Below are 23301 nucleotides of genomic sequence, written 5' to 3' on the forward strand. Positions count from 1 at the left end.
AGGAGCCCGTCCAGATAGCGCTGGTATCGGGCTTGTTGATGAACGATAGCTTGCTCAAGCGGCTCTTGCGAGCTTTGTGAGGTTGTGGGTGGTGCAGATCAACGCCCACTCGGCCGTCACTTTCTCGATGCCACGCAGCAGGAACTGCCTGAACCCGCGCGCCTGCTTGATCTGCCCGAACACCGGTTCGACGATTTGCTTCCTGAGCCGGTAGCGGCTTCGCCAGCCGGCGCGCTTGAGCTTGGCCCGCATGGCTTTGGTGAGCGCTCCGGTCATGGTTCGCTTGCCTTCGGCGGCATGCTTGGCGCGCCCGATCGCGACGTAAGCGCTGATGTGGCGATCGGCGAGGGTTTGCAGGTTGGCCTCGCTCAGATAGCCGCTATCGGCCGAGGCTTCCTTCGGCGTGACGCCGAGATTGGCCTCAATGCCGTCAATCAGCCCTACGAGTTGGCCATGATCGCTCATGCGCGCAGTGAGCCCGTGCGCAACGATGATCTGGGCCGTTCCATCGACAGCGGCCTGGGCATTGTAGCCTTGGATGTACCCGTCCTTGGTCTTCAGGATGCGGCTGTCCGGATCCGTGAAGTTGCGCTGCGCTTTGCCCTCGGGCTCCGCTTTCGGCGGTGCCGGCGTCTTGCCGTTCTTTTTCCGCCCTTCCGCAATGCGCTTCTTTTCCACCTCGGCCCGGCGCCGCAGTTCCTCCTCGGCGGCGGCTTTGGCTTCCGCCTCGAGCTCGGCCTTGGCCTCGCGGATCTTGGCCAGGCGCTTCTCCTTGTCGGCCACCCAGTCCGGCAGCTCATCGCCGCGCTTGTTGCCGTAGAGCCGGTCCTCCTCGGCATCCGCCGCCTCGGCCGCTTCAAGCCAGCGATCGACCTCGGCTTGAAGCTCTGCTTCTCGCTTCTTCATGCGCTCGTAGCTCATGGCCTTGTGCTTCGATGCGTTCGCCTTGATCTTGGTGCCATCAAGCGCCACGTGCCCGAGCTTCACCAACCCAGCCTTCTCAGCAAGCTTCAACACCTGAACAAACAGACCCGCCAAGGCCTCAAGGTGCCGCTTGCGGAATTCCGAGATCGTGCGGAAGTCCGGCGGGTCGCCCGCCACAATCATCATAAAGTCCGCCCGATCCACGGCCGCCTTGGCGATCCGGCGCGACGAGTAGATGCCGCTCGCATAACCGTGCAGAAGTAGCGCCGTCATCATCCGCGGATCAAACGGCGGCTGTCCAAGCCCGCTCCGGTAGCTGGCGGTGATCGCAGATAGGTCGAGGCTCTCTCGCACCAGCGACACAATCAGCCGCGACAGGTGGTCCTTCGCCACATAATCCTGCACGCTCGGCGGCAGAAGCTGCGCCTCATCGATCTTCCAGGGGCGAAAATCCTTGCTCATGCGCACGCAAAGAATCAGACTCGCACCCTCTTGACCAGCGACTACTCAGACAGCCTCCTAGGGCCAGGATCAAGGCAGCGGCGACAATTGCGAGAGTCGACGGTATTGCGCCCTGCGTGCCAACGACGGCATGAAAGGCGCGGAGTAGAAAAGGATACCAAATGGCCGCCGCCGCGGGAGCCAGCGCCGAATAGTCGAAGCGTGGCCCAATCAAGGCGCGTCGGCCCCCCGGCCGAGCAAACGCATTCATCTAAAACCCCTAAGTATCAGCCGCACCATCAGGACTGACGTCGTGAGCAGGACAGCCGCCGCGAGGACCCAGTAGTACCAGGCGCTGAGCGCCGCGAATTTGAAAGCAAACGGCGCGATGACAAAGACCGCCCCGACGGCTCGATCGACCCAAAGGTGCAGCCAGTAGGGAATGACGTGGACGAGACCGGTGGGATGGACGGTCAGGGCAGCCAAGAGCAGCGCGGCCACACCGGCGATAACCGTAAGCTCGACTGCAACGAGTCCGCTTTGGCCGAGCTTCAGCACGAACGGAGCTGCGATCAAGACGATCGCGACAGGATAATCGGTCAGCTTGGCGTGGATAGACTTAGTGATGAAGCGAAACGACATCGGAGACTCCTCTGCTGGGTTACTCGAGGGAGTCTTTGCGACGTGGAAAGTGCATCCACCCAAGAGGGCGATGTCGCAATCCTGTGATGGCAAGCACTCCGTCACGGGCCAGCCCGGTTAGGCGAGCGGTAAGGTACGCCGGCACGCCAACCATTAGAAATGCCTGGTCGTTATCGATTCCATTCCACTCGTCCGGCGCCATGGAAGCGGGTTGGTCAACGCGTCGACCACGAGTGTCCGAGAGCGGTGCTTCAGTATCCGGTTATTGAGGAAGCCTTGGTAAGACAGCATGGTTAGAGCCGGAGGCATTCCACGATTTCACGCAGTCCGAGCGACGAGCGACCAGTCGCGAAGGCGGGCGACCTTGACGAAAGCGTCCAGCGCCGGCGAGTAGTGACGCCCCTGCACCGCCAATAGCCGCACCTCCCGCGAAATCGGGTCGCCTTCGAGCGGAATGGTCTTGAGCGTCGGAAGGCGCGGCATGTGCTCGGGCGCGAGTATCACGCCGAAGCCAGCGGCGGCCATGTGCTGCAGGTGCAAGTCGTGACCGCTGCAGTGGCCGAGGTTAGGTGGTTCCTCGAGGAAATACGACTGCTGGATCTTAGGGGCGACGTCGCATTCGACGCGCTCCAGCAACACGGTCTCACGCAGGTCGTCAATGCTGATCGAGGGACGGTTTGCGAGCTGGTGTGTCGCCGCGAGAACTACGACGTAGCGCTCCTCAAACAGCGACCAGTCGTCGATGCGGGCGGGCACGTCCTGCACGTCCCCGACCATTGCGGCGTTGATCTCGCCTTCAAGCAGGAGATCGACGAGCTTCTCCGCCGCGCCCTCGCGCAGCTCAACGTGAAGTCCAGGGATGGAGTCTGCGATCTCCGCGATCGGATCAAGGACGAGCGATGCCGAGATGGAAGGGGCAAGACCAATCTTCAGTGGCGCAACATCCTTGCGTTGGAACTCCTGGGCTCTGCGATGCACTGCCTCTGCCGAGGCCACTGTGCGCTCCAGCATCGGAAGTACTTCCTTTCCGAGGTCAGTAAGTTGGGTCAGCTGGCGCTCGCGGTAGATCAACTGACCACCGAGTTCCTGTTCGAGCTTCTGCACCCCCTTGGTCAGCGCGGGTTGCGTGACATTACATTGTTCGGCTGCGCGGGTGAAGTTGAGCGTAGATGCGACAGCGAGGAAATAGCGAACCTGATGAAGCTCCATGGGTTGTTCTCCATCAAGTTGCTGCGAGCCCGGCGAGATTGACGAACCGATGCTTGTCGCGGCCATCATGCAGCGCGCGACACACTTGGATCGTGAGGTTGGCGGGCTCAACCAAGACGCTGGGCCAAAATGGGGTCATCAAGTCCTGCTTGCTGGCCAGTTCACCGCGGCGTTCAAGCAGGACAGTCAGGATCTCCAAGGCACGACTTCCGAACGGCCCGGGCTTCTCGCCTTGGAGCAAAAGAAACAGCGTCAGAAGCAGGCGGAACGGTCCGGATGAAACTTCAGTTGGTCCAACAAAGAAGGTCTGGTCCGTATCGGGAGTCTGAGAGACACAATTTGCGTCAAATCCGGACTCGGGATGCTCCAAGCTACCAATTGATGCGCGCATGATAAACTCGCTATAAAAGGCGGCTTTCCAAGGAGAGCCTCGTTGGTGCATTTTGATGGCTTGGAGCGCAGCGTCGATTGCGCGGAGGTACTGTAAGGTCCGCTTGTCGCTGTCTGTGCTAAGCGATCGCTTAGTGGTGAGGACATAGACTTCGCGCCTCGAATCCATCAACTGGATGGGCAGCGGTCAAGGAGCGCTCACCGATGCGGCAAAATGCAGTGGATGCAATTTGCGACCAGATGGCGTCCCCGCGCGAAACAGTTCGGGGTACGCCTTTTCGGTTCAGAAATTCTGCGGCTGCTGTAGTCTTATATTGAGGCGGTCCGCCATCCGGCTCAACTCGGGAAGCGAACGCGCCTTCATCTTCCGCATCAGGTTGGTGCGATGCACCTTCACTGTGGATTCGGCGACACCGATATCGTTGGCAATTTGCTTGTTCAGGCGACCGGCCACGACATGGAGCATGATGTCACGCTCGCGAGAGCTGAGCATGTCGAAACGCTTCTTGAGCGCAGCCAATGCGCTATCACTCTCTCGACGGGCACGATCGCGAGCGAGGCCGGCCTGGACGGCATCAAGCAGATCCTGATCACGGAATGGCTTCGTCAGGAACTCTATCGCACCGCCCTTCATCGCCTGCACGGTCATCGGCACGTCGGCGTGCGCTGTGATGAAGATGATCGGCACTTGTCTGTTTGCGGCGACAAGGTCGCGCTGAAGCTCAAGACCGCTTTTCCCCGGCATTCTCACGTCGAGCACCAGGCAAGTGGGGCCCTCCGGCGGATCGGCGTTGAGAAAATCGGGAACAGACGGAAATTGCTGGGCAGGTAAGCCGACGGTGCGCAACAGCCGGACGACCGAGTCGCGAAACTCGGGATCGTCATCGATAACCAAGACACTGGGACTTGCCTCACCCATTCTCAGTCCTGCGGGGGGAAGCGCACTTTCCTATTCCGTCATTCTACGCAAAATCAGTCGGCATGAACAGGCTTCTTTCGCCTAAGCGTATAGCCGAAAACCTAAGCCATCGCTTAGGGGCACGGTCATTGCATTATTGGCGAAGTTCCCGGACACTAGAAATTTCATGCAGGCGCGAAATATGCCGGCAGTGTGATGGAGCGACAAAGGTGCATGGAACCAGAAATGCTGAACCGAACATTGATAGCCATCGTCGACGACGATCGGTTCTATCGTGAGTCAATGCGAAAGCTCGTAGGATTAATGGGCTACAATGTCGAGGCGTTTCCGTCAGCAGCCGATTTCCTGGCGTCGCGCTCTTTACGAGAAACTACCTGCTTGATCGCCGACGTTCACATGCCCGGAATGACTGGAGTCGAGCTGCACAGGCATTTGGTCGATGCTGGGTACGCGATTCCGACGATCCTCATTACCGCCTATCCCGACAAGGTCGTCAGGGATCAGGCTCTAGCGGAGGGGATTGTTTGTTACCTCGACAAGCCGGTGGACGATGACTATCTCGAGCAGTGCCTGCGTTCGGCCCTGCAGCCGGGCAAGCCGATTGAAGACAATTCATGAGTCATTGTCCGCCGGCAGGGTGAACTGAAATACGGCGCCGCGAGGTTCGTTCGTTTCCGCCCACAACTTGCCGCCATGAGCGTGTACGATAGAGCGGCATATCGACAACCCCATCCCTGTTCCACTTGACTTCGTGGTGTAAAAGGCCTCGAAGATCCGATCGAGATGTTGCGCTTCAATGCCGGGCCCCGAATCGCGTATGGTTACGAGGGCGCCTGTCCGGTCCTGCTCCGTGCTGATCAACAGCTCTCTTGCTCCCTCTTCAACCGAGCTCATTGCTTCAGCGGCATTGAGAATCAGATTCAGCAAGACCTGTTGCACCTGAATGCGATCCCCTAGAACTGGAAGCAATCCATCCGCAAGTCGGGTCCGGACCGAAACCTCATTCCTGTGGGTCACGCTTTGTGCCAATACGAGCACTTCGTTGATCGCCGCGTTGAGATCAAAGCGCTCCTTTCGCGGTGGCGCTTTCTTGATGTGATCACGTATCCGTCCGACGATGTCCCTGGCCCGGTCCGCGTCCCTGACAACACAACCGAGCGCTTCCTTCGCCTCATCCAGATTTGGCGGCTTCATTTCCAAAAAGCGAATCCCAGCACGGGCGTTGTTGCGAGCGGTAGCGATCGGATGCAGAATTTCGTGTGAGAGTGAAGCGGCCAATTCTCCCATCATGCTCACGCGGTTCATGTGGGCGAACTCCAATTCGAGCTGGCGCAGCTTTTCACGTTCGTCGTGTGCCCGCTTCCGTTCCGTCACATCGACGGTCGTGGTGATAACCTCGGCCAGTGTGCCTCCGGGAGAAAACACATGATAGCTGGTTCCTTCGACCCATTTTATTGTTCCGTCAGGTAGCAGAAGTCTAAACTCCGCCACGAAATCTCTTTTCTGGTGCACGGCCTCCTGAACCGCTCGCCACACTCTGTCGCGGTCCTCTGGGTGAATGCGCTGCCACATACTCTCTCGACTTGGAAGGCCGTGCAACGGATCAAACGCCCAGATCCTGTAACTCTCGTCCGACCAATAGAGGTATTGCATCGTTTTCGCGTTATATATCCAATTGCCGGTCCGAGTGAGTCTTTGGGCTTGACCAAGTGCTTCTTCGACGCGCTTGCGCTCTGTCAAATCGAGCACGAATGCAAGGCCCTCGTCGCCTCCTTCCTTGAACAGCGCGGCGCCAATAAGCACGGGAACGCGGCTACCGTCTTTCCGGATGTACTCCTTCTCGAAGGGCTGAACTATTCCGGTAGAGTTCAGTTCTGCCAAGGTCAACCTGTCGCGCTCGCGCCATTCGGGCGGAGACAGCTCAGTCCAGCGCACGCGGCCCGAAACGAAGTCTTCACGGCTATACCCTAAGATGCGTAGAAACGCATCATTGGCTTCAAGGACTCGACCTTCGCGGTCAGCAATTAAGATCCCAATGATGTTGGCGTCGACCAAACGCCGAATCTTCGCTTCGCGATCTGCGACCTCGCGATAAAGCCGCGAGTTTTCGAGCGAGATCGCCGCCTGCGACGCAAGCACCTTCAACACTGCGACGCGGTCAGGTGTGAACACGTGAGCCGCCAGGTTGTTTTCGAGGTAAAGTACACCGGCCAGGCTACTCTGTTTGAGCAACGGCAAGCAGAGAATTGAACGAGCCCCGTGCTGATGAATGTACTTATCGGCAGAAAACGGATTCGCGGCCGCAGCATCCTGGAGAAGAACGGTCTCTTTCGTTCGGATCACGTAATGGAGGATAGACTCGGGGAGATCTGCAGAGGTTGCAGTTGCATGTCGCTGGCCGACGGTCACTGTATTGTTGCCGGTAATAACTTCCGCTTCAATCTGGTACCCATCATTTACGGCTAGGATCAACAGACCTCTCGCGGCACCCGCATGCTCAATCGATGTGCGCATCAAGGTATCGATCAGTCTTTCCAGAACAATCTCGCCCGACACGACTTGCGAGACTTTGATAACAGTAGCTAGATCCAGTTGCTCGACCGGTGCGCCGATCGTATGCGTGGGGCCGGCAATCGGCCTCTCCTCCCTGAGGTGCGGATAGAACTCGTCGAGTTGGCGTACCTTGCCGAAGGCTCCCCAACGGATATATGCGTGCCGCGCGTGCTGCAGATAGGCATGCGCGATCTTCTTGAACCCGCGTGCGGCATAAAAGCGTGCGGCGACCTCGTTGGCGAGCGCCTCGTTGTGGACAAAGCCATGCGCGTGTGCCGAATGGATAGCCTGCTCGTAAAGATGTTCGGCATCGAGCGCGCGGCCTTCGATCCGGGCGATCTCCGCCGCGACGAGTGCGGCACGGTTCTCGAAGTTGTCCGGACAAGCCTGCGCCCAGACCTCGAGCTGTCGGTGGTGGGCGGTCAGTGCATCGACATGCTGCTGGCTGGCCGCCGCGGATTCGCAGGATGCCGCTCGGGAGAGTGCGCTGTAGAAGTGATACTCTGCCGTTTCGAACATTGACGGCGATGTCCACAGTAGCCGTTGCGCCCGCGACGAGGCCTCAATAGCCGACGCATAGTCGCCGGCAAAGAAGCGCGCCTGCAGCTTGCGGACCCAGTACCAGCCCGCGGCCAGCGTCAGATCTGGGTTCCTGCAGAAACGGGCTTCCAGTAGGAGTTCGTCAAACTGCTCATCGTCAAAGCGACCGAAAATCGGCGTCAAACCGCGGAGTGTCCGGATCAGCGCAAGCTGGCCGACGATCGAGTCGATCAAAAGACCGAACCGCATCTTCTGCGCAAACGCGAGGCCACGCTCGGCCTCACCTTGAACCTCATCGAGTGAATCCCCCGCTGCAAGAAGGTTGGTGTTCAGGTGACTGCAGCAGTACGCCGCAAAAGTGAGGTCACCGATCTGGTTTGCCGTCTCAAACGCACGCCGCAGCAGATCACGACCTTCCCGGACATGTCTCGTCCAAGGCGTGACTAAACTTCCAAAGTTCAGGTAGATCCTGGCCTGAAAGCGCTTTAGCCCGCGCTGTTCGACCAGTTCATAGCCTAGACGGCAGAATAGAAGTCCCGCCTGGTAGTCGCCGAATTTCGGTCCAGCAAGCCTACCAAGCACCGCATAGGCGTAGCACGAGCCGTCACAATTGCCGCCCTCGAGACTGAGATTGACTGCTCGACCGATGACCAGGGAAGCGAGGTTCGCATCCGTATGCCAGGCTGGCGGCCCGAGCTTCGTCAGGACATCGAGGGTCGCGAGCGATGCGGCATTTCTCATCAAAGGCAGATCAATGAGGCTTTCTATCGTGCGGGAGCCGAGTTGGGACCAGATCCGCTCATATTCGCGCCGGGCCTCGTCTTCCGTCGGGTGCGGCGACCACTCGATGCCTTGATGGCGGAGATAGTCGAGACCGACTGCGATCGCGCGGCTACCCTGATCCAGGGTCGTGTAGAGATCCACCTGCAGACACGTTACGCGGGCTCGTTCGATCGTCGTTGTGGCACGGGCCGACAGCAACGCCAGGCGCTGCTCGGCTTCCGCCAGTGCGCCCGTGAGGAACTCACATTCGGCCCGGTGCAGTTCCAGCTCAAAGATCAGGTGGTGCCGGCGTTCCCAAGAGTCCGCTGGCAGGAGTGCCGCGCCGGAGAGCAGATAGTTCAGCGCTGAAGCATAGGCTGTCGAGGTCTTGGCACGCCTACCTGCAATTAGATTCAACTCTGCGACCCGCTCAAGCTCGTCAAGTGACGTGACGAGATGCGAGCCGCGGTTGAGCTGATTGACGATTTCGAAGATCGCCTCTTCCAGCTTCGCTGCAGGGGTCTGCGCTGCGAGTAGCATCCCTATTCGAAGATGGGCTTCAGCACGCGATTCCTCCGGGATCAACGAGTAGGCGGCTTCCTGGACATGGTCGTGGAGAAACTTGTAGGAGTCCTGCGAACGAAAGATCAGCCCTGCTCGCACCGCTTCCCAAAGCTGGCCGTGCATCTCCTCCTCGGAGACCTGGTAAGCGATCCGCAACATGGTGAACCCTGCGACGTTGCCCAGGCAGGCGAGCTTCTGCAACGCGTTCCGGGTTTCGGCGGACAGGCGGTTCAACTTCCCCACCATAAGGTCCAGCACATTGTCGGTGTAGCCTTTGGCGCGGATGCGATTCAGGTCCCAGCACCATCGCGCCTCACCATAATCGAAAGTGAGCAATGCTTCGTCGGCGAGCGCAGAAATGAACTGAATAGCGAAAAGGGGATTGCCGGTTGTCTTCTCGTGGATCAGCTGTGCCAGCGGCGCGATTCTCTCTGGTTCGCTGTGAACAGAATCCGCGATTAGTTGTCCCAAGTCTTCACAGGTCAGGGGTGTCAATAGGATGTCTTGCAATATCGCTCCAGCTAGGCGCATAGCTTTGAGCTTGCGCATCAGCGGGTGGATGGGATCGACTTCGTTGTCGCGGTAAGCGCCAATCAACAGCAGGTTCTGCACACCCGGCCGGGTCAACAGATCCTCGAGCAAATCGAGCGTTGCTGCATCCAGCCATTGGAGATCGTCGAGGAACAGGGCGAGCGGATGTTCCGGCCGCGCGAACACACTGATAAATCGCCGGAACACCAGCTGAAAGCGGCCCTGCGCATCCTTTGGCGGCAGCTCGGGGACCGGCGGCTGTTCGCCGATGATGTGTTTCATTTCCGGGACGAGATCAACAATGAGCCGACCGTTCGGTTCGAGCGCCTCGAGCAGCGCCTCCCGCCATTGCCGCAGCTCCGATTCGGTCTTGCTCAAAAGCGGTCGGATCAGGCTCTGAAAAGCCTGCGCAAGAGTGGCGTAGGGGATATCGCGCTTGTACTGGTCAAACTTGCCCGATGCAAAAAGACCGCGGGGCGGAACAAGTGGCTTATGAAGCTCGTTGACAACCGCGGACTTCCCGATGCCGGCGTATCCGGAAACCAGCACCAACTCCGGCCTGCCGCCGGCGACGATACGGTCGAAAGAGGCAAGCAGGGTATCGATCTCGGCTGCCCGACCATACAGTTTCTCGGGGATCAGCAGCCGGTCCGGAGTGTCGTGTTCCCCGGGCGGGAATTCGTCGATATCGCCTCGGATATCCCATTCAGCAAGGCAGCGCCGTAGATCCCTCTCGGCGCCTACAGCCGTCTGGTAACGCTCCTCTGCGGTCTTGGCGAGCAGCTTCATGATGATCGCAGAGACGGAGCCTGGGAGGCTTTTTAATTGCTCGCTGGGCGGCGCCGGTGCTCTTGCAATATGGCAGTGCACCCATTCCATCGGATCGGCCGCCGTGAAGGGCAGAACGCCGGTGAGCATCTGATATAGCGTGACGCCGAGAGCGTAGAGATCGCTGCGGGCATCGACCGAGCGGTTCATCCGCCCGGTTTGTTCGGGTGCCATGTAGGCAAGCGTACCGGCGATGGTCTCGGGCGGCTCGGGCGCCTGCCGCTCGCGGGACAGGCGCGATGCGATGCCAAACCCGGTGAGCCGCACCTGTCCATCCGCGCGGTTCACCACAATATTAGCTGGCTTGATGTCTTTGTGGATGAGCCCGCACTGGTGAAGCTTGCCCAGAGCCGCGGTAACAGCGATGGCGAGGCGCAAGAAGCGCCCTATTTCCATGGGCCCACCGAGCAAGCGGTCGAGCGGCTCGCCGCCCATATCATCGAGCATGAGCACGGTCCGACCCGCGTCGCGCATAAGGGCGAGCGGCCGCGCCGCCCATGCCCTATCGAGCTCATCTTTCAGCTCGTATTCGTGCGTGAGACGATCGAGCGTTGAGGGCGACGGGTGGTCGGCGGCGGGGACGACAAGCAGCACGGAGCGCCGGTTGCCATTGTCGTCCAGCCACCAGCCACGGCTGAACACGCACTCGCGGTCCTCCCACAATATCTGAGAGCTACCGTAGGTGACGTTCAGCGACTCCTGCACCATCTGTCAGACTCCGGCGCCGGGCGTCGGCTTGAAGTCCGCTGATGAAGCTCTTCGCCACACGCGCGGCCTTACTCCAGCCTAGAGAAATCGTACTCCATCACCCGGGAAATGCCAGTCGCCCTCCGTCTTGCCGGGTGCCCCGGACCGGATCCTCTTTCGCTTAGCAGCAATTTGGGGCGATTTGCGGCTTTACTCGCTACGGCGGCCGGCGCTCGACGCGAAGTTCCGATAACGGTCCGCTATCAATTCCATCGCTAGAGCTGATCTAGGCAAATCGACAACCCTTCCACGGCCTCGAACGAGAGCCGGCCGAAGAGGTGTGGCACGCGTTCAGCGCGAAGGGTGAGAGCCTGATTGCGGAGCCGGCCGGCATGGCTTGTGATCGAGGCTTCCGCCCGAGAAAAGCAGGTGCAGGATCGCAGCGGGCGAACGCTCGGACTCGTCCGAGCCTTCGTATCATCGTCTGCCCCCTTGCGGATGCCGAAGCTCAACCTGCGCACAATTGAGCCGTTGATGACAGTCCCCTTCGCCTTAGTAAATCCGAAATTGACACAGGCAGGAGACGGCAATGCCCTGCCTTTTGCAGAGTCACGGGCCTGACAAGGCCATACGATGCGCGCTCTGTGAAGGCAAGTTTGGTCTCGTCCGGCATTATTCGTGGCCAACGTCGCTTTGCTCCAGGAAGTGTGTCGTCAACGCGCACCGCCAATGGGACCACAATTGGATGGACAGGTTCCAAATAGCTTTCGCGCCAGTCGTCCGAAAACCGTGCGACGGCACGACGCTTCAGGTCTCACAAGAAGGCAAGGAATATTTGAAGACAGCGCAGACTTTGCGTCGCGTTGCCAAAGCCTCGACGGGCCAGTCGATGGCGGTCCAGCTTACGTCTTTTGCCGACGACAACGAGCGGCGAGCCGAGAAGGCTTCGCTCGAGGGTGCGAGGCATTGGCGATCCGCCGCTCGCACTGAATACGAGGCATACATGAGCTGATGGGCGGCTTCCCTCAGCATGCATCGGGCCGATCAGAGATCGACCATCAACTCGAGACGACTTCTTCGGATTAACTGGTGCAGCGTCGGCTGGGTCCGGCGGCATTCCGCGGCCTTTCGTCTCCGTCATGCTAAAGCGGCTACTAGCTGAAACTGCAGTCGACCGCGTCCGCTGTGACTGGGTGTGGCCGTCACTGGAAGGGCCGCGTCGACGGCCCCTCCGGCTGCATCCGAATCCGTCACTCGCCTTTTCTAATCCAAGGCTTATGTGGCGCAACTACAGCCGTATCCCGAACAACCCACGTACAATAGACGTTAGATCGACGGAAATGTAGGTCTCCTCGCAACGACTCGCGTTCTGGGGTCTGCTCATGAGGAGAATCACTATTCTCATCGCTTCCGCTCTGATCAATGCATCCACAATTCCCGGGCTTGCGACGGAGTCCGGGTTAAACAAGGATGCTAACGCCGCTCGCGCGGTTTCGGCGACTGTACACAGCAAGCCCGATAGTGCGGCCGACAACGAGAAGACTTGTCGCGCCCTCGCCGCCCATGAGTCCGTGATGCGGCGGGACGCTGCCGGTCGCGTCGACGGCGCGCGGGTGTTAACTGCGCTCGATTCCGTGATTGACGCTTTCAAAGGCCTGTTGGCGACGAAATGCGGCAGCTGACGTCACTATTCCCTGACAATGCGCGGGGTCGGAAGATGATCATCTTCCCATTCATAATCACCCGGGTGTGGCTTCAGATCGTAACCACGAAAGGCGTCACCGCTCCGATACCCTGGTCGTCCGGTCGCGGACAGCTCCGACGCTAACGGCCTCGCTGGTTTCCGTCGGCCACCACGAAGAAGATTTCCGTGGATTGCCGCGGCGCGTCGGTGGGCGACCTCGTTAGGACGCGTGATCATGCGATCCGCGTCGTTCCGACTGGCGGCTGATCTTGTCGATCTTTGAAGAATGCCCAGACGTCGGGGAACACAAAGCCCGCATACGCATCGCCTCTCTTGGCCCGCAGCTCGCGACGGGTCTTCCGGAGGTGGTCAGCCGAGCGAGCCCCGAAAGATGCGCGGCGTCGGCGACGCCGAGACACGCGTTCCGCACTCCTCAAACTCGACGGAGATAGTGTTCAGTCTTCGTCGCGCATCAATATCACTGCATCTCACCCAGCCGCCGCCGCGGTCGCATGGGTCGGCTTGCCCTCGTTCTTGCCTTCCGCGAGGTTCCGCACCACCATGTAGAAGATCGGCGTGAAGATCAGGCCGAACAGGGTGACGCCGATCATGCCGAAGAACACGGCGACGCCGACCGCCTGGCGCATCTCCGAGCCGGAACCGGCCGACACCACCAGCGGCAGTACGCCGAGGATGAAGGCGAACGACGTCATCAGGATCGGCCGCAGCCGGAGCCGGCAGGCCTCGATTACCGCGTCGAGCCGCGGCCTGCCCTCCAGCTCGATATCGCGCGCGAACTCGACGATCAGGATCGCATTCTTGGCGGCAAGTCCGACCAGCACCACGAAGCCGATCTGGGTCAGGATGTTGATGTCCTGGCCCATCAGGCGCACCCCGACCGTGGCCGCCAACAGGCACATCGGCACGATCAGGATCACCGCGAACGGCAGCGTCCAGCTGCCATACTGCGCCGCCAGCACCAGATAGACGAACAGCACGCAGATCGGGAATACATAGAGGCCAGCATTGCCACCAGTCACCTGTTGATAGGACAGATCGGTCCATTCAAGGGAAAAGCCGCTCGGCAATGTTTTATCGGCTAATTGTTTGATAGAGCTGAGCGCCGTCGCCGAACTCACGCCCGGCGCCGGTTCACCCTGTACCTCGGACGCCGAGTAGAGATTGTAGCGCGCCACACGATCGGGTCCCGAGACGTCCTTGAAGTCGACGACGCTGCCGAGCATCACCATGTCGCCGGCCGCGTTGCGGGTCCGCAACCGCGCGAGATCGGAGGCCTCCTTGCGGAACGGGAGATCGGCCTGCGCGGTGACGTGATAGGTGCGTCCGAACAGGTTAAAGTCGTTGACATAGGTCGAGCCGAAATAAGTCTGGATCGTGTCGTTGATGCGGGCAATCGGCACTCCGAGCTTTTGCGCCTTGACGCGATCGATATCGACGAACAGCTGCGGCGTATTCGCCGTGAAAGGCGAGAACACAGAAGTCAGGTTTGGCGACTTCCGCGCGGCGGCGACGAACTCGTCGGTCACGGCTGCGAGCAGCCCGGGACCGCGGCCTTGTCGATCCTGGATGCGGATGGCGAAACCGCCGCCGGTCCCGATGCCCGGCACCGCTGGCGGTGGAATCACGATGATGAATGCGCCCTGGATCGCCGATAGGCGCTTGCGTAGATCGGCCGTGATCGCGTTGGCCGTCAGTCCCTTCTTTTGCCGTGCTTCCGGCTCGTCGAAGACCGGGAACAACGCCGCGGCATTACCGGCCTGGGTGCGCGTCGCACCGGAAAAGCCGCTGAACGCTCCAACGCGGACGATGCCTGGTGTATCCAACGCAATCCGCTCGATTTGGCGCACCACCGCTGCGGTCCGCGCGAGAGACGCCGCCCCCGGCAATTGCACCGAGATGATAAGGTAGCCGCGGTCCTGCGCTGGGATGAAGCCCTGCGGCGTGGTGGCGAGCAACCATCCGGCGCTGCCGATCAGCGCGAGGTAAATTGCGATCATCACCACTGTGTGCCGTATCACGAACGCAGCGGCGGCCGCGTAGCCGCGTGCCAAGTAGTCGAAGATGCGGTTGAACAAGGCCGTGAAGCTCTCCCAGCCCCGCGCCAGGATGCTCCAGCGCGTCGCCGGGCGCTTCTCCTCGTGCGGCACCAGGATCTGCGAGGCCAACGCCGGCGACAGTGTCAACGAGCAGAAGCAGGAGATCGCGGTCGCAACCGCAATCGTGACCGCGAATTGCTGGAAGAATTGGCCAGAGATACCGCCCAAGAAGGCCGTCGGCACGAACACCGCGCTGAGAACCAGCGCGATCGAGACTAGAGCGCCACCAACTTCTTCCATGGTCTTAAGCGCCGCGTCACGGCGGCTCAAGCCATGTTCGAGATGGCGCTCGACATTTTCGACCACCACGATGGCGTCGTCAACCACGATGCCGACCGCGAGCACGAGGCCGAACAGTGTGAGGTTGTTGATGCCGAAGCCGAGCGCCGCCATTGCCGCAAAGGTGCCGACCAGCGACACCGGGATCGCGATGATTGGGATGATCGCAGGTCTCCACCCCTGCAAAAAGACCAGAACTACGATGACGACTAGCGCCATGGCCTCGTAGACCGTCTTAATCAGTTCATGGACCGATTGGGCGATAAATTCGGTGGGGTTGTAGCCGATATTGTAGTCGAGCCCCTTCGGAAAACTCTCTTTCAGCTTCGCCATGGTGGTGGAGATCGCCTTCGCCGTGGCAAGCGCGTTCGATCCGGGCCGTTGCGTCACCACCATGGCAACTGCCGACTTTCGGAGTATGCGGCTGCTGGTAGCGTAGGACAACGCACCGAGTTCGACCCGGGCGACGTCGCGCAGCCGGACGGTACGGCCGTCGGAGCCGGCCTTCACCACGATGTCCTCGAACTGCCTGATATCTTTGAGGCGGCCAGTGAAGACGAGGTTCGGCTGGAACGCGCGATCGGCGATCGGCGGCTCCGCGATCTGTCCGCCGGCGATCTGCAGGTTCTGGGCGCGGATCGCAGCCAGCACCTCACCCGATGTAAGACCAACATCAGCTATTCGGTCGGGATCGAGCCACAGCCGCATCGAGTAGTCGCGGGCGCCGAACATCTGGATGTCACCGACGCCATCGAGCCGCAACAGTTGGTCGCGCACCTGCAACAACGCATAATTCGAGATATAAAGCTGATCGAACGTATCGTCGGGCGACAGCACGAACACAGCCATCAGGATATCGGGCGAGTTCTTGCGGGTGACGACGCCATTGCGCTGCACCTCTTCGGGCAGCCGCGGCTGCGCGATCGCGACGCGGTTCTGCACCAGCACCTGGGCCTTGTCGAGGTCGGTGCCGAGCTTGAAGGTGACGGTGATGGTCAGCTGGCCGTTCGAGGTCGCCTGGCTGTAGAGATACAGCATGTCCTCGACGCCGTTGATCTCCTGCTCGATCGGCGCTGCGACAGTGTCGGACACGGTCTGCGCCGAGGCGCCCGGATACTGCGTCGTGACGGTGACGGTCGGCGGCACGACCTGCGGATATTCCGAGACCGGCAGCGTCTGATAGGCGATCGCGCCGACAATCAGCAGTACGATCGACAGCACCATCGCGAGGATGGGCTGGTTGATGGAGAGCCGTCCGAGATTCATGGCTTCGCACCTGCCGCCGGCTTGGCATCTGCCGCGGGCTTGTCGCCTTGCGGGGCTTTGGCCATCTGCGGCGTCACCTTGGCGCCGACGCGGGCGCGTTGCAGCCCGTCGACGATGACATGGTCCTCCGCCTTGAGGCCTTCGCGGATCACGCGCAGGCCTTCATCGAGCGGACCAAGCGTGACCGGCCGCGCTTCCACCGTGTTGTCGTCCTTGACCACGAACACGATCTTGCGCGACTGGTCGGTGGCGATGGCGGTGTCCGGGATCAGCAGCGCCTCATACGGCGAGGAGCCGATGATGCGGACGCGGCCGAACTGGCCGGGCAGGATCGACAGGTCATGATTCGGGATCACCGCGCGGCTGCGCAGCGTCGCGGTTGAGACGTCGAGGCGGTTGTCGAGGAAGTCCATCTTGCCTTCATGCGAGGGCTTGGTCTCGCCGGTCAGCGTCACCTGCACCGGGTTCGGCGTTTCGCGCGAGCTCGGCCGCTTGCCTTCGAACCACAGCTTGCTGTTGCGCTGGTAGGTCGCCTCGTCGACGTCGAAATAGATGTAGATCGGATCGAGCGACACGATCGAGGTGAGCAGCGTCGCGCCGCCCTCGCTGCCCTGCACGAGATTGCCCGGCGTGACCAGATGCCGGCTGACGCGGCCGGTGATCGGCGCCAGCACGTGGCTGAATTCGACGTTGAGCTGCGCCGCCTTCAGCACACCCTCGGCCTGCGTCTCGGCCGCATGAGCCGCCTGCAAAGCCTGACGGCGCTGATCGACGACCTGTTCGGAAACTGCGCTGGTCTGGACCAGGGTCAAACCACGGTCGAGTTCACGCTTGGCAAGCTCTGCCTTGGCCTGCGCGTCGTCGAGTTGGCCTTGGGCCTGCAGCGCCACCGCCTCGAACGGGCGCGGATCGATGACATAGAGCAGATCGCCGGCATGGACGATCGCACCGTCCTTGAACGCGACGCTATTAATGTAGCCACCCACGCGGGCGCGGACCTGGACCTCCTCGATCGCCTCGAAGCGGCCGGTGAACTCGTCCCAGTCGGTAACTGTACGCTCGACCGGTTGTGCGACTGTCACCGGCGGCGGCGGAGGCGCGGCCGCCTGCGATCGCGCCTTCTCATCACAGCCAGCGAGCGCCAGCGCGAACAGCATACCGATCGGTGCGCGGCCACATCGTCGAAGGCAACGAAACGAACCGCGATCGAGCGGGGTCGCCGAAGCCGGATGCTCCGTTCTGTCAGTCGTACTCACTTCCGTCTCTCCAAGGACTTAAAACGTTGCAATTGAAGTGGACAGGTCGTACTGCTAGCTGGTCTCGATACAGGCAGCAGCATTCGCACCGCCGTTCCCGATGCCGACCTCGAACTTGATTTCAGTGACGCTGCCGCTCACTCGCGCAAATCGCTGAGCCCAACCGGCTTCGTCGTGGAATCGAACGCTTGCCGAAGCGCTTCTACTGCCATGCAGCTTCCACTATCCGCGACGATGATTTCTACTACTCCAGTCGACTCTCCCGGACGCGGCACACGGTTCTTCGCAAAGATCGCAACCTCGCCACCATCCATGGCGCGACAATTTCGATTACGTCCTTGCTTTGCCATGTCGCCCCCCGGCCTTTCAATCTTCCATCGTGTTCCACGTGTCGATGGCGGAACGGAACGTTTCGGCACGACGATGCTTTGGAGAATGACGTTGCAGCGCCGGCAAAGGAAATCACCTCTCGCCATGGAGTCGATAAACGATCGTTATTGCCGTGCGGCATGATGCGGTAGCGAGGAATGCCACCCGCCGCCCGGCACCTGAAGCGGACGTTTTCCCGCAGAGACTTCTAAGTCGAGTTCAGCCGATAAATCAGCAATCGATGCCGTCGTGGCTTGCACAACTGGTGCCGTCGGATTGTGGGTTAATCCTGACATGCATGAACAACTCGAACGCATTTTCACAACCTAGCGCCTCTTCCACGAATTGATCCTTCTGCACGCCGAACAACTCGACAATCATTCGCGAGCCGACCACACCACACCGTCATATTGGGCCCATGTCTAGCCGACGTTCGCCTTCAAGAGCCGGCGTGCTGCGTCCGTCCGTGCTGAAAGTCAATTGGCAGCGACAATCATCAAAGGCGCGACCGCCGCGAATGCTGGGTTGGGGTATCGTCGTCTCAAGCCTCAATAGTGCGAGGGTTGAGTTGGAAAGCGGCGCGCTGGTTCGCATTCCGTCCGACTGGAACTTCGGCTCGAGCGGAATACCTGAACCCAGCTACACGCGCTCGAGATTTCCTCATGGAGGCGTTTCGACGCCGACTTCATGGAGCATTCGAGCATTACTGCCGCTTATGGATATGATAGCTTTACCCGAATGGTCGCCAAACTTATTACTAAGCGCGCTGGCCGGGGCGTGCGGCGCTCAGATTTCGTACGAATTCCGATATCGCCGCGGATGGCGCACTAATGGCAGAGTTGGATACCGCCTCGATGGCAGCTAGCGACGCCGCTTCGGATGACCAACACGATAGAAGGACGTTCTATGACACCACCGGACAAGGTCTCCAAGCTCCGAGAAGTTTTCGTCGCGAGCGACCCCACCAATCATGGCGCGCTGGTTGGCCATGTCGATGCCTCTCAGTTTCCTATCGGCGGTCCAGATGGAATCGGCCACGTATCTCCCGGTCCCAATCCTTACGACCTTCTTAGCGCATCTCTTGCCGCATGCACCGCTATGACTGTTCGTTTTCACGCCCGGCGCCGAAAATTTCCGCTAGAACGGGTAGAAGTGGGCGTCAGCTTCCACCACGGCGCCCAAGGCGAAAGAGATTCGTTCGAGCGTACCCTCGTGCTGGAGGGAGAACTCGATATGCAACAGCGCGCATTCTTGATGGAGGCCGCAAACCTCTGCCCCGTTGGCGCAATTCTCGGCATCAGTGCGGATATTCACACACGTCCGGACGCTACTACTTCCGGGCACAACACAAGCACTCAGGCCAGCTATCAGGATGATCTGGCTGAACTCCAAATCCCGAATATCAATCCGGATTGAGTGTCTCGCGTGCCGTCGATCACTGCACCGGGGCGCCGTAGCCTATCACGGCCTCAAGTTCCGCAGACCCGCGGCTCTGAATGCTCCATGAATTGGAATCATCGTCTAAGCGGGTCCACGTTCCGCTTCTAAGGCTCTCAAGATCGCCGTCCCGCGAGCGAATGAATGGCTTATCGTTCCCCAGCCTCGCCGGCCGTAGCGGGAAGATCGCTCGCGCGTTCGCCTGCGGCGGACACTGACAATGCCAGCTCAGTACGTAATAAGCCCAGAAGGGATCGCGAGTACGCCGGTATCAGCGGCGACTCGACAAACCCGACACTGGAGACAACCGGGCTCTTTCCCTTCCTTAGCCAGATTTGCCCACGCCTGGCGCACTGATCCTCGGTGCCGGCCAGCTCCGGATTCCAGAAGGCGTGTCCGCGCGTCCGGAGACGCGCGGCGCGGGTTTCATCGCGCCGGCACCAGTGGCAACGTGTGCGACACAGCGCCGCTGCGCGCCGCGTGATGCTGCATTGCGATCACGCGGCGCGCAGTAGTCCCGGAAATGGTTAATGGTGAACACTCAATGGAGCTCCACCAGGTTCGGTACTGTCTAGCTTTTGCAAGCACGCTGAACTTCACGCGTGCTGCGGAGATGTGTAACGCCACGCAACCGGAACTGACCAAAGGCGTGCATGGGCTCAAGCAGGAGTTCGGGGGGCGGCTAATCCACCGCGAGCGTCAACACACCCATCTCCCTGACTTGGGGAAGGCGGTGCTGCCGATGCTTGAGCGGGCACTAGCATCGGCGGTTCGGCACCTCGCTCGTAAGTTTCGGCAAAAGCCGGCGGCTCCACTAGCTATCGGCCTCGCCCCATCCATTTCCGCTTCGCTCGTTCTTGAGCCCATCGCTGAAATTCACAGATTCGTGTCTGGCCTCCAGGTCGAGCCTCGAGAAGAGACGCCAAGCCTTCTTGTTGAGCTTCTGTTAGAGGGCGACATAGGTGTCGCCCTAGTTGGTGATCTCGACGATAATCCAGAACGTATCGACGATCGGGCTCGGTTTGCGGAGCGCTATGTCGCCGTTCTTGTCGCGTCGCATCAATTTGCAGATGTCGCAGAGATCGCAATTGAATCGTTCTGCGGATCCATTGTTCTGGATCGCTTCAATTACGACGTGGCTCCGAAATTTCAACATCTCTTGTTTCCTGATGCCCCGTTTCGTCACAATAATCGCAACGGTCGAGACGTGCATCTGCAGCATTTGGCTGGCGCGGGGTTCGGAATAGTCCTCGATCCCGAGCACATGCCCCGGCTACCCTCCTTAAAGGCGCTTCCGATCGAGGGGGATGCGGTATGGCGAGAGGTCCGGCTTCTTGCCGTGCAGGAGCGCCGCCACTCACCGGCGTTTGACGCCTCAATAAAGGTTGCGCGGCTGCGCGATTGGTCTCTTCACACGGGATCGCCGCTCCGAACCGAGCATCAAAGCCATCTCCAAGCGACTGGTATGTCCTGCACACGAGCCTCGAATTGATGTCCGATCATTTAACCAAAACCCTCGATGAGGTGCGCAACGATCTTTTGGCCGGGCTCAGTGACGCCGACTGGGAAGCGTACATCCATCTCGTAGATTGGCTTCGCAAGACTGATGTCGCGTCGCGCGCATTGCGGATTGGCGATGCGGCGCCAGATTTTCTATTGCCCGATGTGCATGGGCGACTTCGCTCGTCCGAACGCCTTCGCGGTGAAGGGCCGCTTGTAGTTAGCTTCTACCGGGGTGGGTGGTGTCCATTCTGTAACGCAGAGCTTCGCGCTCTTCAGGCGGTCAAGGCCGAATTTGATAGTCTAAAGGCGAACGTTGTCGTGCTGTCTCCCGAGACCCGTGATCTGCCGAGGCTGCTGAAGCGGCAGTTGAACCTTGACCTGACGATGCTCGCGGACGTCGACCATGGCGTGGCAACATCTTACGGCGTCCTATTCCGCGTTCCTGAGGAAACCAAGGCGCACTACGCGAGGCTTGGTTACGACTTCGGACACCGCCATGGATCGACCGAGTGGATGCTGCCAATCCCGGCGACTTTCGTGATCGACCAAGCCGGCGTCGTCAGAGGTGCCTTCGTCGAGCCCGATTTTACGATCCGCCAAGAACCGTCCGACATCCTCAACAATGTTCGCAAACTTGCAGGGTCTGACGCTAAGGATGCTTCCGGCAAATATCTTGGCCAAAAGGTCGAACTCCCACTCTAGAATGAGAGCTGCCATGCACCGTTTTCCACGCACTGTCTTTTTCGCTGCTCGGCTCCATACCTTCGGACGCGGAGGCGGCGTACTCGCCAACTACGGTGCGATCAGCCTATCGGTTCCGGTCGTGCAGGCCATGGTATGGCCGATCGCGCTGACATCGGAGGTATCGAAGCGGTTTACCGACCAGTTCGGACACGAACCTGCCGCCGCCTTGGCCGCTAGACGATGTGCTTCCGTCAAGGGATGGACCACCCGCATCACCGGCCGCACGATGGGCGATCATATGAAGAGACCGCGAGCGAGTGGCAGATCAGCCGCGAGGCGCAGGTCGCGACGGCGCTCAAGAGCCTCCAGCGCGACGTTACCGGTGGAATGGCGGATGCTTTGACGATCTGGCCATCAGGCTGCCGGAACTCGAGCGTGACTCGAATCCGCGGCCGACACGTGGACGGAGAAGCTTGCCTCGCCATAATCGACGGAGCAGCCCGCTGCTGGATCGCGAACGAGGCTGGCCTCGCCCGACTGCTCGCGAATACGCCCTATCTGCGCTTGGTCGATCACGAGATAGCGGCGGTCGACCATCATATATTGAGGGACCGCTATGGCCCGGTCGTACGCTCCAGCTCACTGTTGCGTTTGACGCGCTTTGACTTTCGGACGCCACCCAATGGCATCGATTCCATAGCCACAGGTCATTGGACCATCGAGTCTCGCGGCCGTATTTCTGCTCGTGTGCAAAGGAACTCGAAAGATGACCACATTCACACACAAGGAGGTGGAGGATGAAGGCAATCGTCGTAGCGAACCAGGCTGCGGGAACCGCCGGGATGAGGCTCGTCGAGAGGCCCGAGCCGCAGGCAGCAATCAACGACGTCGTCGTTCAAATTCATGCGTCCGGATTCGTTGGGACTGAGCTGACGTGGCCATCGACGTGGACAGATCGCCTCGATCGTGACCGAACACCGTCGATTCCCGGGCACGAGCTGGCCGGAGTGGTTACCGCTCTTGGCTATGGCACGACGGGGCTGTCGGTGGGACAGCGGGTGTTCGGCCTCGCCGACTGGCATCGCGACGGGTCCCTGGCGGAGTATGTGGCCGTCGAGGCGCGCAATCTAGCGCCGCTGCCCGGCGACGTCGACTTCACCGTGGGCGCGAGCCTGCCGATCTCGGGCCTGACCGCGTGGCAAGGGCTCTTCCAGCACGGCCGCCTTCGGACAGGCCAGAGCGTCCTCGCGCACGGCGCGGCCGGCGCAGTTGGGTCGATGGTGACGCAACTCGCACTAGAGGCCGGCGCCTACGTCATAGGCACGGGACGCGCCGCCGACCGTCACAAGGCGCTCGACTTCGGCGCGAACGAGTTCGTCGACCTCGACAACGACACACTGGAAGACGTCGGCGGCGTCGATCTGGTGTTCGATGTCATCGGCGGCGATATCCAGAAGCGGTCCTCGGGCCTGATCCGAGCCGGAGGAACCCTAGTGTCGATCGTCGGGCCAACCGAGGCACGGCCCAGCGACGGCTTGGCGATCGACTTCGTCGTCGAGTCCGATCGTGCCCAACTGGGTGAGATCGTCCAGCGGGTGCGAGACGGACGGCTGCGGACGAACATCGGCAACATCGCGCCCCTCGACGAGGCCGTCGCTGCCTTCAATCCGACCAAGCGGGTCAGCGGGAAGACGATCATTCGCGTACGTCCCTGAA

At 60.4% G+C, this 23301-nt stretch carries 15 protein-coding genes; 6 read left to right on the forward strand and 9 right to left on the reverse strand.

The features are described 5' to 3' along the window. Positions 1-54: 54 nt before the first annotated feature. From MTX19_RS35030 to MTX19_RS35050, 5 genes are all read right to left on the reverse strand, one after another. Positions 55-1386: an IS1182 family transposase gene (locus MTX19_RS35030; RefSeq protein WP_280981278.1), complete on the reverse strand. Its 1332-nt coding sequence runs from the start codon at positions 1384-1386 to the stop codon at positions 55-57. 246 nt (positions 1387-1632) lie between these two features. Next, positions 1633-2007, reverse strand: a complete 375-nt coding sequence (locus MTX19_RS35035; protein WP_280981279.1) for a hypothetical protein — start codon at positions 2005-2007, stop codon at positions 1633-1635. 318 nt (positions 2008-2325) lie between these two features. Further along, entirely contained in the window at positions 2326-3216 is an 891-nt protein-coding gene (locus MTX19_RS35040) for a LysR family transcriptional regulator (protein WP_280981280.1), read from the reverse strand. A gap of 13 nt (positions 3217-3229) precedes the next feature. Continuing rightward, entirely contained in the window at positions 3230-3607 is a 378-nt protein-coding gene (locus MTX19_RS35045) for a hypothetical protein (RefSeq protein WP_280981281.1), read from the reverse strand. Between the two features lie 282 nt (positions 3608-3889). Beyond that, the gene (locus MTX19_RS35050; protein ID WP_280981282.1) at positions 3890-4525 is read right to left on the reverse strand and encodes a response regulator; all 636 of its coding nucleotides are present in this window, start codon (positions 4523-4525) and stop codon (positions 3890-3892) included. A 225-nt stretch (positions 4526-4750) separates the two neighbouring features. Here MTX19_RS35050 and MTX19_RS35055 point away from each other — a divergent pair, with 225 nt between their 5' ends. Further along, the gene (locus MTX19_RS35055) at positions 4751-5143 is read left to right on the forward strand and encodes a response regulator (protein ID WP_280981283.1); all 393 of its coding nucleotides are present in this window, start codon (positions 4751-4753) and stop codon (positions 5141-5143) included. Here the strand turns inward: MTX19_RS35055 and MTX19_RS35060 are convergent. Next, positions 5138-11011: an AAA family ATPase gene (locus tag MTX19_RS35060; RefSeq protein ID WP_280985698.1), complete on the reverse strand. Its 5874-nt coding sequence runs from the start codon at positions 11009-11011 to the stop codon at positions 5138-5140. The genes MTX19_RS35055 and MTX19_RS35060 overlap by 6 nt on opposite strands. Positions 11012-12372: 1361 nt before the next feature. Between MTX19_RS35060 and MTX19_RS35065 the strand changes: the two genes are divergently transcribed. After that, positions 12373-12672 (forward strand): hypothetical protein, encoded by a 300-nt coding sequence (locus MTX19_RS35065; protein WP_280981285.1) that lies wholly within the window; start codon positions 12373-12375, stop codon positions 12670-12672. 490 nt (positions 12673-13162) lie between these two features. Here MTX19_RS35065 and MTX19_RS35070 read toward each other — a convergent pair whose 3' ends face one another. The 3 genes from MTX19_RS35070 to MTX19_RS35080 form a co-directional block, all read right to left on the reverse strand. Continuing rightward, positions 13163-16336 carry a multidrug efflux RND transporter permease subunit gene (locus tag MTX19_RS35070; protein ID WP_280981286.1) on the reverse strand — a complete coding sequence of 1058 codons (3174 nt, stop codon included), beginning with the start codon at positions 16334-16336 and terminating at the stop codon, positions 13163-13165. Further along, entirely contained in the window at positions 16333-17493 is a 1161-nt protein-coding gene (locus MTX19_RS35075; protein ID WP_280984982.1) for an efflux RND transporter periplasmic adaptor subunit, read from the reverse strand. The genes MTX19_RS35070 and MTX19_RS35075 overlap by 4 nt, the downstream gene beginning before the upstream one ends. 236 nt (positions 17494-17729) lie before the next feature. Then, the gene (locus MTX19_RS35080) at positions 17730-17942 is read right to left on the reverse strand and encodes a hypothetical protein (protein ID WP_280981287.1); all 213 of its coding nucleotides are present in this window, start codon (positions 17940-17942) and stop codon (positions 17730-17732) included. A 925-nt stretch (positions 17943-18867) separates the two neighbouring features. Here MTX19_RS35080 and MTX19_RS35085 point away from each other — a divergent pair. The 4 genes from MTX19_RS35085 to MTX19_RS35100 all read left to right on the forward strand — a co-directional run bounded on the left by MTX19_RS35085 (position 18868) and on the right by MTX19_RS35100 (position 23300). After that, on the forward strand, positions 18868-19377 hold the full coding sequence (locus MTX19_RS35085) for an OsmC family protein (protein ID WP_280981288.1): 510 nt from the start codon (positions 18868-18870) through the stop codon (positions 19375-19377). Between the two features lie 565 nt (positions 19378-19942). Beyond that, entirely contained in the window at positions 19943-20890 is a 948-nt protein-coding gene (locus MTX19_RS35090) for a LysR family transcriptional regulator (RefSeq protein ID WP_280981289.1), read from the forward strand. After that, positions 20890-21603, forward strand: a complete 714-nt coding sequence (locus MTX19_RS35095; protein WP_280981290.1) for a peroxiredoxin-like family protein — start codon at positions 20890-20892, stop codon at positions 21601-21603. The genes MTX19_RS35090 and MTX19_RS35095 overlap by 1 nt, the downstream gene beginning before the upstream one ends. 779 nt (positions 21604-22382) lie before the next feature. Beyond that, positions 22383-23300: an NADP-dependent oxidoreductase gene (locus MTX19_RS35100; RefSeq protein WP_280981291.1), complete on the forward strand. Its 918-nt coding sequence runs from the start codon at positions 22383-22385 to the stop codon at positions 23298-23300. Position 23301: the final 1 nt, after the last annotated feature.

The sequence above is a fragment of the Bradyrhizobium sp. ISRA464 genome (assembly GCF_029910095.1).
Classification (GTDB): domain Bacteria; phylum Pseudomonadota; class Alphaproteobacteria; order Rhizobiales; family Xanthobacteraceae; genus Bradyrhizobium.